Raw genomic sequence first — 15,206 nt, forward strand, 5'->3', positions numbered from 1 at the left:
ATTTAATTTTATACTTTTTTATATAAAAAAGGCGATTAATTTATTAATCGCCTTATTAATTAAATATTATTAATTTTATATTTAAAAAAGTTTTATTTATCTTGAAAATATTATTATGCTGTTACATTTAAGTCAAATTTTCTTAAAACTTCTAAGGCTAATTGTTGATTATTTTTTTGTAAGTTAGAAATTATAATAATTATGACTAAAAATAACACGAATAATAACATCAAGCAAACTCCTTTAAAAATTATTTGATATAGTATATAAAAAAAAATAAAAAAAATAAAATATATATTATATATGATAATTATAGTGATAATTATCGTCATATATAAGTTTTTTGACAGCCGTATGAGTTCTACGAGCTCAATGAACACAGGCTCTTCGAACTAATACGGACGTCAGAGACTAATTTTCATTATTTGATTTTATACTTTCCTACAGAATAAAAAAGATATATTTTTAAAATTTATCTAAAACATATTAATTACAGGTACTTCATAAGGGTGATTTTTCTTTATAATATAGTATGCTAAGTCAGTAAAATCTTTTTTTACTCTGAATTTCATTAGTTTTTCTTTTTCAACACTTTCTTTTCCTACTTCCCCATTAAATGGTTTAGCACCATCAAGAGTAGTCCAGTGTCCTTCAACATCAATAAGAGCATAGACATCAGAGTAATTTCCTTCTTTCAATAAATCATATCTTGATAAAGCTTTGACAATGTCTTTTACATAATTTTCTGGGATAAAAACTTCAAAGTTAATAAAATCATTTTCTTTAAATTCCAGTTTAGATGAAATTAGGTTATCATTTTCATAATCAAGAGTTAAATAAAAAAATGATCTATCTTTATTTAATAAATCCAAGAATATTTTATCTCCTTCCCAAAGATTAAGATTAAATATTTGAGATTTCTCTATCCACTTTAAATCTCCCTCAGAACATTCTTGGATTTCTCCAATGAAATTTTTGGAAGTGTAAAGATACATATATAAAGGCTCATCTTGATTATAGTTAAAAATTACTATACCCCTATGATTATAATCTATCAAGTCTAAACCTGTTTCTTCTTTTACTTCTCTAAGTAAACATTGTTCAGGAGTTTCATTTTTTTCTAATTTTCCTCCTACTCCTAGCCATTTGTTTTTGTTTATATCATTTTCTTTTTTTGTTCTATGTAACATAAGATATTTATTATTTTTTTCTAAATAACATAAAGTTGTAATCATTGTTTTTACCTCATTCGATTTAAAATTTTATAATAGACATAGTATTATATCATAAATTACAGTTGGAATTTAAAATTTTAAGAAATAGATGAAAATAAAATAATAATTTAAAAGTTAATTTTTTTGTGTTAAAATTAAAGAGAATAACATGAGGAGGTCATTAATTTGAAAAAAGAATTACAATTTTATCTCTCAGTTATGAAAAATGGAAGTAATAAAGGAGAGATAAATACTTTAAAAAAGAAAATAAAATATGTTTTTAGAAATTTAGTATATTACAAATATACTAAAAAATTAGCTAACTTTATTATGAATGATAAATTTTTAAATGAAAACATATATAAATATCCTGTTCTTTGTTCAAAAATACATAGGCCATACATTACAAATTCAATAAAACAACAGGAAAAAGTAAATATTATTACATCTTCCTATAATTTTATAAATAATTTTTTTAAAGAAGATTTTTTAAATGAGTTGTACAAAAATGGAAGTTGTAAAATTTGTGAGATAGAGGGAAAAAACGAAGAAAAATTATTTTTTTATTTTAAAATATACACAGATTTTGAAAAAGAAGGAGAATTTAATATAATTTGCAACAATAGAGAGGGAGTTCAAATATCTAAATTAACTTTTTCATTTAATGAAAATAAATTGATTATTGGTGGGCTTCAGGGAATGCAAAAAGATGGAAATACAGAGGAAATAAAAAAAATAACTAAAAATTTTTATGGTGAATTTCCTAAGAAGATGACAATAGAAGTTCTATACTCTCTTTTTCCAGAACTTGAAAAAATTGCTGTAGGAAATGATGGACATATCTATTCATCATTAAGATATAAATATAAAAGTAGTAGGAAAATTAGTGCAGATTATGATGAATTTTGGGAAAGTTTAGGTTCGAAGAAAGTGGATAGTATTTTTTGGCTATTACCAAAAGAGCTAGTTAGAAAAAAAATAGAAGATATTCCTAGCAAGAAAAGATCACAATATACTAATAGATATAAAGTTTTAGATACTTTAGAAGAAAATATTAAAATTTTTTTAGCAAATACTAGATAGTATAGAACTGTTATAAAAAAAGTCTCTTAACAGCTGTATGAGTTCTGCGAACTCAATAAAGACAGCTCTTCGAACTAATACGGACATCAGAGACTAATTTTGCTATTTAATTTTATACTTTACTATAGAATAAGAAAATGTACTTTTATAAGATATTAAGGTACATTTTTTTATGCAAATAAAGTTATAATTTGGTATAATAATAAATAAAATATTAAAGGAGATTTTTAATGGGATTAAAAATTTTAAAAAACTTTAAAAAGAATATTTATTGGAGAATAAACAAGTATTCACTTTCACATTCAGAAGAATTAAGATATATTATAAAATCAAGAATAGAAACTATGGATAAATTATTGGGAGGCTATTCAATTAGTAGATATGGTGATGGAGAACTTTCATTAATCTACAAAAAGAAAAAGAATGGAATAAATTATCAGGAAGATAATCTTGAAATGCGTAAAAGATTAGCAGAAATATTGTTATCAAATTTAAAAAATCATATAGTTGGGATACCAGGACCTTTAATTAAAGTTGATGATTTAATTAGAGGTGAAGCATATTTTTGGAGTAAATACTACTATACCAATAAGAAAAATTTGAATAAACATTTGTCAAAAACAAAGATCTACTATGATCAAATGATAAGTAGATTTTATTTGCCTTATACCGATAAAAGTGATTGTGAACTTATTGTTGAAAAATTAAAACAATTATTTCAGGATAGAGAAGTTTTAATTGTTGAAGGTGAAAATACAAGATTTGGTTTAGGAAATGAGTTATTATCTTTAGCAAAAAAAGTAAATAGAATATTATGTCCACCTAAAAATGCTTATAGAATATATAGTAAAATTTTAGAAAGAATAAAAAAAGAAGATAGGAAACAATTGATATTAATAGCATTAGGACCAACTGCAACAATACTGGCTTACGATTTAGCAAAAGAAGGATACCAAGCTGTAGATATAGGTCATATGGATATTGAATATGAGTGGTATCTAAGAAAAGCAGATAGAAAAATCGATATAGAAAATAAAGCAGTTAACGAAGTTAGTGGAGTTGTAGATAAAGAGATAAAAAATGAAGAATTAAAGAAGATGTATGAATCTCAGATTATCGATAAAATTAGTCTTGATTAAGGAGTAAAATTAATGATAAGAAAAATAAATAGAATTTTTCAAGATTATATGAGGGACAAAAGATTAAAAATAGGTAAAGCTATTTGGGATAGAAAAGAAAAATCTAAAATAATAGAAGGAAATAATTTTTTAGAGCTTAATAATATAAAATCTATACTTTTTTTAAGATATGATGGGAAAATTGGAGATATGATAGTAAATTCTTTAATGTTTCGTGAAATAAAAAAAGTGTATCCAAATATAAAAATTGGAGTTGTAGCTAGAGGTTCTGCAATAGATATAATAAAAGATAATCCTAATGTTGATAAGATTTATGAATATCATAAAGATAGAAAAAAAATTAAAGAGCTAGCTTTAAAAATAAAAAAAGAGGAGTACGATTTATTGATTGATTTTTCAGAAATGTTAAGAGTTAATCAAATGATGCTTATAAATTTGTGTAAATCTAGAATAAATATTGGAATAGAAAAAGGAAACTGGAATCTATTTGACATTTCATTAAATGTTAGAGATTTTAATCAACATATTTCTAAGTTATATATAAAAATATTAAAATTTTTAGGAATAGAAAATATAGATTCATCTTATGATATTTTTTCTAGTGATTATTTATTGCAAAAATTAGGCTTAGAAAATAAGAATTACTGTCTATTTAATCCTTATGCAGCTAGTAAACATAGGAGTTTTTCTAGTGAAAATATTCATAAAATATCTAAAATAATATTAGAAAATGATTATGAATATTTGATTTTAATTGGAAATGAAGAAAAAATAAAAGAATTAAAAAAAATAGATATTGATAAAGAAAATAGAGTAAAAGTAATTGAAACAAAAGGTATGTTGGAAGTAGCAGAACTTATAAAAGGAGCAAATTTAGTTGTAAGTCCAGATACTTCAATTGTTCATTTAGCAAGAGCTTTTGATAAAAAAATTATTTGTATTTATAGAAAAGAACTAGGAAAAGAAGATAAAAATTCTATACTTTGGGGGCCTAATTCAGAAAATGCAAGAGTTATATTTGTAGAAAAAATAGTTAAAGATGGTGAAGAAATAGATATAAATGAGATAAATTTAGATAATTTGAAGAAAGAGATGGAGAAAATATGAAAATATCAGTAATAGTTCCTATATATAATAGGCTAGAACATTTAAGAGCTTTGTTTTTATGCTTGTTAAAGCAAAAAAAACAACCTGATGAGCTTATAATAACAGATGATGGTTCATCACAAAAAGTCTTAGATTTTATAGGGGATTTAATTCCTAAAGCACAATTTAAAGTAAAACATATTTATCAAGAAGATAAAGGTTTTAGAAAAACAAGAGCTTTAAATAATGGAGTTAGAAATTCTATTGGAGATTTATTAATTTTTTGTGATCAAGATTTAATTTTTGGTGAGGAATATATTGAAACAATAGCTAAAAATATAAAAAATGATATATTTTTAATGGGAAGAGCACATCATATAACAGAAGCAGAAAAAAGTATTATTTTATCCGATATCAATAAGATAGCTACTTACAATGAAATCGTTCAAAAAATTCCAAGTAAGTATATAGAAACCATTAAAAAAATATTAAAAGAAGACAGGAAAAGAAGATTATTAAAAACTTTTAAATTAGCGAAAAGAGGAATAAGACTTGTTGGGATGTCTTATGCATTGATGAAAGATAGCTATATAAAAGTAAATGGTTATGATGAAAACTATATTGGTTGGGGGCAAGAAGATGATGATTTTGGAAATAGATTAACTGTTGCTGGAATAAACGGAAAAGAATTAGTGACTAAAAATATTCAGTTACATCTTTGGCATTACTCAGATCCAACAAAAGTACATTCTTCTAATGAGGAATATTATTACAAGAGAAAAGAAGAAATTTTTTCAAAAAAAGATTTCTATTGTAAAAATGGATATGAAGATAGTAAAAATAGAGATGATGTTACAATAAAAGAATTAAATTAAAGGGAAGATTATGCTATTAGAAGAGAAATATAAGGAATATTCACTATTTGCTTATGATAAAATTTTTATAGAAATTGGTAAAAATATTATAGATAAAAAATATAAAGAACTTAATATTTTAAAGAATACTAAAAGAAATTATGTTTCTGAAATTCAGATAGATAATACTAGCTATATATTTAAAGAGCCTAGAAACGAATATATAATTCCTCAAAGAAAAATATTTACACTATTTAAAAAGGGAGAAGCTTTAACAACTTTGATAAATGTCTATAAAGCAATTATCAATGATAACTTGCTCGAGTATGCAAAACCACTTTTAGCAATAGTAAAAAGAAAAAATGGAATGATTTGTTATTCTGCTTTGATTCAAGAAAAAATTAATATTAATGATAGTAGAGAGCTTAATAAAATGGTTGAAGCTACAAAAAAAATTCATAGCAAAGGTTATTATCATGGGGACTGTAATCCCAGCAACTTTATGACTTCAAAGAATGAAGTAAAAATTTTAGATACTCAAGCAAAAAAAATGAGTTTTGGAAATTATAGAGCTCATTATGATATGCTAACGATGAAAATGGATTCATATCAAGAAATGGAGTATCCATATAAAAAGAATATATTTTATTATTTTGCTATTTTTATGAAAAAAATAAAGAAACTTAAATTTATTGGAAAAATAAAAGAAAAAAAGAAAAAATTAAGAGAAAAAGGTTGGAAAATATAAATGTATAGTATTCATTTTAAATATTTTACAGGACTTAATTTTATAAAAACCAAGTATAAAAAAATAAAAAATAAATTAGAAATATTTGGGAAATTAAGGAAAAATAAGATAAAAATTTCTGGGAATAATAACATTATATATGTTGGTAAGAATTCTATACTTAGAGATTGTAATATTTTTATAAAAGGAAATAATAATATTCTTTATATAGGAGATGATTGTGTAGTTAATAAAACATCAATCATTTTAGATAATGAAGGAGCAGAAATTAGAATTGGAAATCAAACTTCAATTGCAAAAGCACAAATTGTTTCTCTAGAACCATATAAAATTGAAATAGGAGATGATTGTATGTTATCTTATGATATTGAGATAAGAAATACTGATTCTCATAAAATATATGATAAAAATACAAATCAAAGGATTAATGAGGGAAATAGTGTTAATATTGGAAATCATGTATGGTTAGGTATGAGAGTTATTATTTTAAAAGGTGTAACTATAGAAGATAATTCAATTGTTGCTGGGGGAAGTATAGTAACTAAAGATGTCAAGTCTAACACTATTGTATCTGGAAGTCCAGCAAAACAGATAAAAGAAAATATATACTGGACTAGAGAAGAAGTGATGCAATATAAAATTGAGGAGGATGCATCTTTAAATGCTTAAATTTTGTTTACATTTATTATTAGGCTTTAATCTAATAAAAAATAAGTATAAAAAAATAAAAAATAAAATAAAAATCTTAGCTAAACTTAATAAAACTAAAATGATAATTTTAGGTGACAACAATATCTTTAGTGCTAATAAAGATAGTTTTTTTAAAAAAACTTCATTTTTTATAAAGAATAACAATAATATACTTTTTTTTAAAAAGAAATCTATACTTAAAAATTGTCAAATAATAGTTGAGGGCTTTAATAATGTCCTTTACATAGATAAAAGCACATTACTTAGAGATAGTTATATAAAAATAGAAGGAAATAATAATAAAATATTTATAGGAAGTAACTGTTCTTTAAAAAATTTAACAATTGATATGAAAAATGTAAATTCAGTAATTAAAATAGGTGATAAAATTTCAATAGAAGAAGCAAGAATCACATCTTTTGAACCATATAAAATAGAGATAGGTAAAGATTGTATGTTTTCTTCTGATATTATAATAATGAATACTGATGTATATAAAATTTATGATGTAGATACAAAGTTTAAAACAAATGAAGGAAAAGAGATATCTATTGGAAATCATGTATGGTTAGGTATGAGGACGATTGTTTTAAAGGGAGTAAATATAGGAGATGATTCTATTGTTGCAGCTGGAAGTATAGTTACCAGAGATGTTAAATCAAATACAATTGTATCTGGAATTCCAGCAAAGCAAGTAAAAATAAATAAAAATTGGTCAAGAGATTTATAATAAATTTTAATTAGAGGTAAAAAAATGAAAAAAACATTTTTACATATATCAGAAGAATTTGAGTATACATGGCTTGGAAAAGACAATGGAATGATCCCTATTTATATGTCTGAAAAGTTAGGCTATAATAGTAAAATTTTAACTGTTAATCTAAAAAATGATTTACCTGATAATGAAAGAGGAGTAGAGTTTATAAAAGTAAAAAGGAAATTTTCTTTTCTTTCAAATTTTGCATACTGGACTAAGTTGGTAAAAAGATACAATATTTTTAAATATCTTATTAAAAATGCTAAAAATATAGATGTTTTAATGTTGTTTCATGTTTCAAGATGTAGCTATTGGTATGCTTATTTTTATAAAAAATTAAATCCTAATGGCTTTGTATACGTTAAAGCAGACTTTAATTTAGCAGTTTATCAAAAAGAATGGAATATAGTTAATTCTAAACCTGAATCTTTTAGAGAGTTTTTCAGAAAAAGAAGAGAAAGTGCAGAATATAATAAAAGAAAAAAATTAATCCCTTTGACTGATTTAATTAGTTATGAGAGCCTTGAGGCTTATGAATTTATGAAAGATAGTTACGCTGGGATCGATACAAAAGGTAAAACCATTTATTTGCCTAATGGTTATGATAATGAAATAATTGATAAAATAAAAGTAAAAACTTTAGAAGAAAAAGAGAATATTATATTAACAGTTGGAAGATTGGGGACAGAACCTAAAAATACAGAGTTACTATTAGAAACTTTAAAAGAGATCGATTTAAAAAATTGGAAGGTATATCTTGTAGGTTCAATTGATAAAAAAATTATAAATTATAAAGAAAACTTTTTTAGAGAAAATCCTCAACTGATTGATAAAATAATATTTACAGGGGAAATCAAAGATAGAGAAGAACTATATAGTTATTATAATAGGGCTAAAGTGTTTGTACTACCATCAAAATGGGAAAGTTTTGGAATTGTAATGGTTGAAGCAATGGCTTTTGGAAATTATGTAATTACATCTAACACTTGCGCAGCTAAAGATATTACAAGTAATAACGAAATAGGAAAAATTGTAGAAATTGGTTCTAAAAAAGAGTTACAAGAAGAAATAAGAAAAGTGATATCTGGTGAAATAAAATTAAAAGAAAAATATGAAAAAACTTTAAATTATGTTCTAAATTTTAAATATTCATATCTAATAGAAAAATTGGTTGAAAGGATAAAATAGTATGAAAAAAATAGGCTTTTGTATTGATTCATTAGAAATGGGAGGAGCAGAAAAATTACTTGTTGACATTGTTAATACACTCTATGAAACTAATGATTATGAAATTCATATTTTAACAAAAATGAAAAGTAATTCATATTTTTATAACTTGATAAAAAATAAAGTAAAATATAACTTTTTATTAGAAAAAAAAGTTAAAGGTTTATTTTCTAAAACAAGGGAATCTATTCTAAAAAAAATAAATTTTAAAAAGTTTTCTGACAAAGTAGATATAATTATAGATTTTTTAGATGGAGATTTTTTTTTCTATATAAAAAAAATAAAAAATAAAGAAAAAATTATTTGGTTGCATTTGAGTTATGAGACCTTGAAAGTGAGAAAACATATAGATAAAAAATTATCTGCTTATAATAAAATAATTGTAATAGCAGACGATATGCAAAAAGAATTATTAGAAACAAGAAAAGATTTAAAAAATATCTATAAAATCGATAATTTTGTAGATTATCAAGAGATAGATAAAAAATTAAATGAAGATTTAAAGATAAATTTTGATTTTAAACAAAAATATTTTTTAACAGTTTGCAGATTAAATGAAGAACAAAAGGATGTGAAAACTTTAATAGAAGCATTTTCTTTATATAAAGGAGAAGAAAAACTTGTAATAGTTGGAGATGGACCAGATAGAAAAATTTTAGAAGACTTATCTGTTGAAAAAAAATTAAAAGATAAAGTTTTTTTTCTAGGAATGCTTGATAATCCATTTCCTTTTATGAAAAATGCAGAAGCTTTTATTTTATCATCAAAAGTAGAGGGCTTTGGTTTAGTCTTAGTTGAAGCTTTATATTGTGGAGCAAAGATTATTTCATCTAATTGTCCAACAGGACCAAGCCAAATTTTATTAAATGGAGAGGCTGGAGAATTATTTGAGATTTCTAATGTTAAAGAATTATTAAATAAATTAGAGATTATTGGTGATAAAGAATATAAAAAAGATAAAATAGAAGAAACATTAACTAGATATACAAGAGAAAATTTCAAAAAGAATTTTAGGAAGGTAATAGAATGTTAAAAGAAAAAAATAGCTTTTATGAGCAATTGGTTGCTTTTTTAATGTTAGTTTATTTACTCCTTTTATCTCGTAGAGGTGGAGATAGTAAAGATGTGGTTGCTTTATTGATAATGGGAATAGTTATTATTTATTCGTATAAAAATGGGATAAAAAAATATTTAGAATATAAAAAAGAACTTATTATAGGTATAGCTTATTTGAGTTTGGTTGGAATTTCATATTATATAACTCCAGATAAAAATTCAGATAAGTTTTATACTTTTACACATATGACTATTTTTAGTGTAGCTTTCTTTTTGGTACTCTTGAATTATAGGATACAAGAAAAATATATAAAATATATTCTTCCTATATTTTTATTGCTTTCTATTCAACCTTTAGTAAAGGGTATTTTAGATATGTATAATCATTTAAATGAAATAGGTTCTTATAGAATATCAGGAGACTCATATACAACAAAATATGCAGCAGAGCTGGGAATATATTTTATTTTAGGAATCTTTTGTATTATTTTATATAAGCCAATATACATAAAGCTACTTGGGATTATTTATAGCCTTATTCCACTTATTCTTATATTTGGAACTCAATCAAGAAATACGTTTTTAGCATTACCAATAGTAATAATATTTTCTTTAATATTAATAAATTGGAAAAGAGGAATTATTATATCAATTATACTTGTTTTATTTTTATCGCTTTCATTTAAATATGCTCATAATATAAAAAATATTGATAGAATAAGTAGTTCAATAAGTACAATCGATAAAATTAGGACAGATGCTAGATATATAATTTTTAAAGATGGAATAGCTGAAGCTAAAAACTATCCTATTTTAGGAAAAGGATTTTATTATTATAAAAATGGGAAGTTACAATCAGCTAATGAAAATCTAGATCACTATCATAATAATTTTATAGAAACAGCAGTAACACAAGGAATATTAACTTTAATAGTTTATTTGTTATTTCTGGTAACTCTATTTATAAGAATGCTAAAAAATTATTTTAAAGAAAATGATAGATTGAAGAAGTATATAAAATTATTTGGTATAGCTGTATTTATTTTTTCAAATTTATATGGATTATTTGAACCAATATTCTATTTTGAAAAAATATATCAATTAATTTTTACAATAATTGCTTTTACTTTTATAATAGATGATTTAAAAAAAGAAAATTAAAAAATAACCCCTGACATCAGTATCAGTAAAGAGCTTATATTCATTGAGCTCATACAACTTATACGACTGTCAAGGGTTTTTATTTTTACATCATTTTAAACCTTTTTTCTCCAAATAGTCTAACAGCATAGAACATTGTAATTCTTATAATTAAAAAAACACCACATTCTTCCATAATTTCAAGAAATATTCTATCAGCTTCTAAACGACTTATAATTATGTTGCATTCGCAAGAATAAAGCCAGTCGTGTACAACGGAAGCAGAGCTATGTTTCCCATAAGGAAGAATAAAAATTCTTAATAATCTAGGGATATTGGCATAATTAGTTATGAAACCACTGGGAACTCTTATAAAATAATCGTTAGTCTTGTAAATATACTCAGAAAAAAGTTGAAATTTACCATTTTTTAAATCTTTAAGAAGTAAACTTGTAATTTCCATAAAATAGACCTCCTTAAAAAACATTTAATAAATAAATTTTCTTTATATCCGTATGAGTTCTACAAGCTCAATAAGAACAGTTTCTTCAAACTCATACGGATAACTTTAACTATTTAATTTATAGAATAAATAAACTCTCTTGACAGCCGTATGAGTTCTACGAGCTCAATGAACACAGGCTCTTCGAACTAATACGGACGTCAGAGACTAAATTTCATTATTTGATTTTATACTTTCCTATAGAATGAAAAGAGGCTATTATACCTCTAAGATATAATAGCCCCTATAGAAAAGTATAAATTTTAAGAATTTTGACTTGAATATGCTTTAACGGCTTCAAGTTCAACTTTTTTAAACTCTAAGTTATTTAAAGAACTATCCCCTTTTTTTATTTGTTTTTCAACAGTAGCTATCCAAGAGTCATAATTTTCGTAAACTTCATTTTCAAAAGCTACTCCAGAAGTTTTTTGAGATTGTAAGTATTTTAACAAAGCCTTATCATTTTCAAGTTCTTTTTTTATAGCTGTTTCTCTCTTGATAGCCTTTTCTAACTTAACTCCAAATTTTCCCATTAATTCTTTTTTTTCAGTTGTGTTCATAATAAAACCTCCATTCAATTTAAATTATTATTTATAACATTGGCCGCCTTGTTATGAATAAATAATACAATACAAAGGCTTTAATTTCACGAACACATATACTTTATATCTCTCTATAAAAAAAGTCTCTTGATAGCCGGATGAGTTCTACAAGCTCAATAAAGACAGGCTCTTCGAACTAATACGGACATCAGAGACTATTTTTGCTATTTGTTTTTATACTTTCCTATAGAATAAAAAATATAAAATATTTTATCCTTTCAGATAATCTAAGAGTTCTTTTTTAACATCTTTTTTTAATTTGAAAATATATTTAATCATAGATTTTCCTTGGCTATCTCTTATTTCTTTTACAGATAAAACTTTTTCGACATCTCCCAAATAATAAAAATTTTCTCCATTAATTTTCTTTACAAAGACATTTATTTCATAGAAATGTTCAGCAATTTTTCCTTCAATAGTAATGGTATTACCCTTTCTTAAATAACGACTAGATTTTGAAAACCAACTAAAAGTTTGGCTATCATAAAACTCATTTGAATAGTCAGCTTTTTCGGCTAGATTATCCATAGTTATAAAAATTAGAAGTTTTCTTTCGTTCTCAAAAGGAGTATAACCACTTACTTGAAAACCGTTATTAAAATTTAGATTTAAATACCAAAATGCTTCTTGTTTTGAATATTCTCCAAAAAGTTTTATAGATTCTTTTACAAAGTTTGAATAATTTTTTTCTGCAAAAGCTAAATTGTATTTTATTAAATCATCTATTAAAACTTTAAAATAAGAATTATTTTCATAAGAATTTTTAAAATTATCATCTAAGTAATATTCATCATCTTTTTTATAAAGTACAGGCTCAAAAGATTTTGTGGTAGATAATGTTTTAAATATTTCTTTAGATAAATGTTCAAAAGCATTTTTTATATTATTTTCTTGTTTACTGAAAGAATATCTATCTTTTAATAATTTTTCAATTTCTATTATGTTTAATTTTTGTTTCGTTATTATTTCTTTTAAAATTAACATTTCATGTATTCTTTTTGCAGGAGTAAAGAAAGTGGATAAGAATATTAAAAACTTCTTTTCAATATTATTTAATGTTCCTATTCTATATTTAGGAGCTATATTTTTTAATATCTCATCATAGTCTTTCTTGTATTTTAAAATCACAGTTGGAGATAACATATTTTTTTCATAAAAATCGTATAAATAAGGAGTTCTTCCTAACTGGTTTTCAAGTAATTTAAAATCTTCCTCTATAAGTTTTCTGCTAGAGAAATTAGTCTTATTAATATTTTCAAAAATTCGTTCTTTTGAAATTTCATCAAAACTTATAGAGCTTTCACCAGCTAAAAAATCTGTTGCATTCATTAAAAATCTTTTCATAAAATCTTTGTCATAACTATTATTTTGAGAAATTGCTATTGGAATCAAAAAGTTTTTTTCGTAGTTACCAATAAAATCTAAAACAACTGTGTAATCTTTATTTTTATATTTTCTAAGTCCCCTACCTAACTGTTGAATATATACTATTGCAGAAGTTGTAGGTCTTAAAAGTATCACTTGATTAACACAAGGAATATCGACTCCCTCATTAAATATATCTACAGAAACAATATAGTCTATTTCTCCTTGCTCTAATTTTTTGATTGCTTCTTCTCTTTCATTATCAGAATTTTCAGAGCTTAAGGCAACAGCTTTTATATTTTTTTCTAAGAATTTTTCAACTAATATTTTTGCTTCCTCAACTTTTGAGACAAAAATTAAACAATGTAATTTTTCTCCACTATATGAATAATACCTACTTTTATCTAAAATATGTTCTACTCTTTCATCAGAAGTAAGATTTTTAATTGAAGTTTTTTCATCTACGCTTTTTCCATCAATTAGAATATCAGAAATTCCAAAATAATGAAAAGGGCATAACAATTCTTCTTTCATAGCATCTTCTAAACGGATTTCATAAGCAACATTGTAATTAAAAAGTTGATAAATATTGAAATCATCAGTTCTTTCAGGAGTTGCTGTTATTCCTAATAAAAATTTAGGGTTAAAATATTCAAAAATACTTTGATATGTTTTGGCTCCTCCATGATGAACTTCATCTACAATAATGTAATCAAAATAATATTTTGGAAAAATATTTAAATTTTTTTCTTTGTTTAAAGTTTGTACCATAGCAAAAATTACTTCATCTTTATCATTTATCTGAAAATTACTATCAAAAATTTCCATCTTTTTATTCTTTAAGATTTTTTGATAGCTAATTTTTGCTCTTTCTAAAATAACTTTTCTATGGGCTACAAAAAGAATTTTTTTTGCATTCGCTTGTTTAACATCAAAGGCAGATAGATAAGTTTTTCCAGTTCCTGTTGCACTAATAAGTAAAGCTCTATCATTTTCTTTTCTTGTTTCTTCTAAATTTTTCAGAGCTTGAACTTGCATAGAATTAGGTTTTATTTCATTTAAATCTAAAGTTTGATTATTTATTTCGATTAATTTTTTAAATTGCTCATATTTTTCTTGATAATTTTTTAAATCTTCATCTGTTAAGCTTCTTAAATTATCAAATTCTCTGTTGAAAGCTTCTAAAATGGATTTAATAATTTTTCCATTTATAAGAGAATTGACTTTAATATTCCATTCAAAATTTACTGTCAATGCTCCCTGTGTTAAGTTGCTACTTCCTATAATTAAAGTCCAAATATTCCCTTTTCTAAAAAAATATGCTTTAGTGTGGTGTTTTTTATTAGTTGCTATTCTTAAATCTATATTTTTATATGACAATAATTTCTTCAATGCTTTTGGCTCAGTAAATGTCAAATAATCTCCCGTTAAAATTTTTCCTTTAATTCCTTTATTCTCTAAGTTTTTAAACTCTTCTAAAAAAAGAGAAAGCCCTCCCATAGTAATAAATGCAACAGAAATTATAAATTCGTCACAGTCTTCAAAATATTTTCTAAGCCTTGTAACAATTTTTTCTTCGCCATTACTTATCAATTCATATTGATATTTTTCATCTGAATCTATATTAAAATCTATACTACTTGTTTTTAATGCCTCTAGTAAAATATTTTCCACTTTTTCACTTCCTAAAAATTTTCTTCTATTTTAACATAAACCAAAAATAAAGTCACTTGGAGTTCTACG

Annotated in this window: 14 protein-coding genes; 10 read left to right on the forward strand and 4 right to left on the reverse strand. The window is 23.9% G+C overall.

What is annotated here, in order from left to right:
• Positions 1-476: 476 nt before the first annotated feature.
• Complete coding sequence (locus BQ2505_RS04270; protein WP_074016537.1) at positions 477-1,235, reverse strand: NUDIX hydrolase; 759 nt, start codon at positions 1,233-1,235, stop codon at positions 477-479.
• Positions 1,236-1,400: 165 nt separating this feature from the next.
• Here BQ2505_RS04270 and BQ2505_RS04275 point away from each other — a divergent pair, with 165 nt between their 5' ends.
• From BQ2505_RS04275 to BQ2505_RS04320, 10 genes are all read left to right on the forward strand, one after another.
• The gene (locus tag BQ2505_RS04275) at positions 1,401-2,297 is read left to right on the forward strand and encodes a VirK/YbjX family protein (protein ID WP_074016538.1); all 897 of its coding nucleotides are present in this window, start codon (positions 1,401-1,403) and stop codon (positions 2,295-2,297) included.
• A 230-nt stretch (positions 2,298-2,527) separates the two neighbouring features.
• Positions 2,528-3,436 (forward strand): GT-D fold domain-containing glycosyltransferase, encoded by a 909-nt coding sequence (locus tag BQ2505_RS04280; protein WP_074016539.1) that lies wholly within the window; start codon positions 2,528-2,530, stop codon positions 3,434-3,436.
• A 12-nt stretch (positions 3,437-3,448) separates the two neighbouring features.
• Positions 3,449-4,543: a glycosyltransferase family 9 protein gene (locus BQ2505_RS04285; RefSeq protein WP_074016540.1), complete on the forward strand. Its 1,095-nt coding sequence runs from the start codon at positions 3,449-3,451 to the stop codon at positions 4,541-4,543.
• Positions 4,540-5,397 carry a glycosyltransferase gene (locus BQ2505_RS04290; protein WP_074016541.1) on the forward strand — a complete coding sequence of 286 codons (858 nt, stop codon included), beginning with the start codon at positions 4,540-4,542 and terminating at the stop codon, positions 5,395-5,397. Before BQ2505_RS04285 ends, BQ2505_RS04290 begins: the two co-directional genes overlap by 4 nt.
• Positions 5,398-5,407: 10 nt before the next feature.
• Positions 5,408-6,124 carry a lipopolysaccharide core heptose(II) kinase RfaY gene (locus BQ2505_RS04295; RefSeq protein WP_074016542.1) on the forward strand — a complete coding sequence of 239 codons (717 nt, stop codon included), beginning with the start codon at positions 5,408-5,410 and terminating at the stop codon, positions 6,122-6,124.
• Entirely contained in the window at positions 6,125-6,793 is a 669-nt protein-coding gene (locus BQ2505_RS04300; protein WP_074016543.1) for an acyltransferase, read from the forward strand. It begins immediately after the preceding gene.
• Positions 6,786-7,544 (forward strand): acyltransferase, encoded by a 759-nt coding sequence (locus BQ2505_RS04305; RefSeq protein WP_074016544.1) that lies wholly within the window; start codon positions 6,786-6,788, stop codon positions 7,542-7,544. Before BQ2505_RS04300 ends, BQ2505_RS04305 begins: the two co-directional genes overlap by 8 nt.
• A gap of 24 nt (positions 7,545-7,568) precedes the next feature.
• Entirely contained in the window at positions 7,569-8,759 is a 1,191-nt protein-coding gene (locus tag BQ2505_RS04310) for a glycosyltransferase family 4 protein (protein ID WP_074016545.1), read from the forward strand.
• A 1-nt stretch (position 8,760) separates the two neighbouring features.
• Positions 8,761-9,831 (forward strand): glycosyltransferase, encoded by a 1,071-nt coding sequence (locus BQ2505_RS04315; RefSeq protein ID WP_074016546.1) that lies wholly within the window; start codon positions 8,761-8,763, stop codon positions 9,829-9,831.
• Positions 9,825-11,015, forward strand: a complete 1,191-nt coding sequence (locus BQ2505_RS04320) for an O-antigen ligase family protein (RefSeq protein WP_074016547.1) — start codon at positions 9,825-9,827, stop codon at positions 11,013-11,015. The genes BQ2505_RS04315 and BQ2505_RS04320 overlap by 7 nt, the downstream gene beginning before the upstream one ends.
• 85 nt (positions 11,016-11,100) lie before the next feature.
• Here BQ2505_RS04320 and BQ2505_RS04325 read toward each other — a convergent pair whose 3' ends face one another.
• From BQ2505_RS04325 to BQ2505_RS04335, 3 genes are all read right to left on the reverse strand, one after another.
• The gene (locus BQ2505_RS04325; RefSeq protein ID WP_074016548.1) at positions 11,101-11,457 is read right to left on the reverse strand and encodes a DUF1353 domain-containing protein; all 357 of its coding nucleotides are present in this window, start codon (positions 11,455-11,457) and stop codon (positions 11,101-11,103) included.
• Positions 11,458-11,759: 302 nt separating this feature from the next.
• Positions 11,760-12,056 carry a hypothetical protein gene (locus BQ2505_RS04330; RefSeq protein ID WP_074016549.1) on the reverse strand — a complete coding sequence of 99 codons (297 nt, stop codon included), beginning with the start codon at positions 12,054-12,056 and terminating at the stop codon, positions 11,760-11,762.
• A gap of 252 nt (positions 12,057-12,308) precedes the next feature.
• Entirely contained in the window at positions 12,309-15,137 is a 2,829-nt protein-coding gene (locus BQ2505_RS04335) for a DEAD/DEAH box helicase (RefSeq protein WP_074016550.1), read from the reverse strand.
• Positions 15,138-15,206: the final 69 nt, after the last annotated feature.

Origin of the sequence: Fusobacterium massiliense, from assembly GCF_900095705.1 — a bacterium.
In the GTDB taxonomy this organism is placed as follows: domain Bacteria; phylum Fusobacteriota; class Fusobacteriia; order Fusobacteriales; family Fusobacteriaceae; genus Fusobacterium; species Fusobacterium massiliense.

Coding starts and splice junctions, on each gene's coding strand:
- BQ2505_RS04270 (WP_074016537.1), bottom strand. CDS start 1,235: ATGATTACAACTTTATGTTATTTAGAAAAAAATAATAAATATCTTATG.
- BQ2505_RS04280 (WP_074016539.1), top strand. CDS start 2,528: ATGGGATTAAAAATTTTAAAAAACTTTAAAAAGAATATTTATTGGAGA.
- BQ2505_RS04285 (WP_074016540.1), top strand. CDS start 3,449: ATGATAAGAAAAATAAATAGAATTTTTCAAGATTATATGAGGGACAAA.
- BQ2505_RS04290 (WP_074016541.1), top strand. CDS start 4,540: ATGAAAATATCAGTAATAGTTCCTATATATAATAGGCTAGAACATTTA.
- BQ2505_RS04295 (WP_074016542.1), top strand. CDS start 5,408: ATGCTATTAGAAGAGAAATATAAGGAATATTCACTATTTGCTTATGAT.
- BQ2505_RS04300 (WP_074016543.1), top strand. CDS start 6,125: ATGTATAGTATTCATTTTAAATATTTTACAGGACTTAATTTTATAAAA.
- BQ2505_RS04305 (WP_074016544.1), top strand. CDS start 6,786: ATGCTTAAATTTTGTTTACATTTATTATTAGGCTTTAATCTAATAAAA.
- BQ2505_RS04310 (WP_074016545.1), top strand. CDS start 7,569: ATGAAAAAAACATTTTTACATATATCAGAAGAATTTGAGTATACATGG.
- BQ2505_RS04315 (WP_074016546.1), top strand. CDS start 8,761: ATGAAAAAAATAGGCTTTTGTATTGATTCATTAGAAATGGGAGGAGCA.
- BQ2505_RS04320 (WP_074016547.1), top strand. CDS start 9,825: ATGTTAAAAGAAAAAAATAGCTTTTATGAGCAATTGGTTGCTTTTTTA.
- BQ2505_RS04325 (WP_074016548.1), bottom strand. CDS start 11,457: ATGGAAATTACAAGTTTACTTCTTAAAGATTTAAAAAATGGTAAATTT.
- BQ2505_RS04330 (WP_074016549.1), bottom strand. CDS start 12,056: ATGAACACAACTGAAAAAAAAGAATTAATGGGAAAATTTGGAGTTAAG.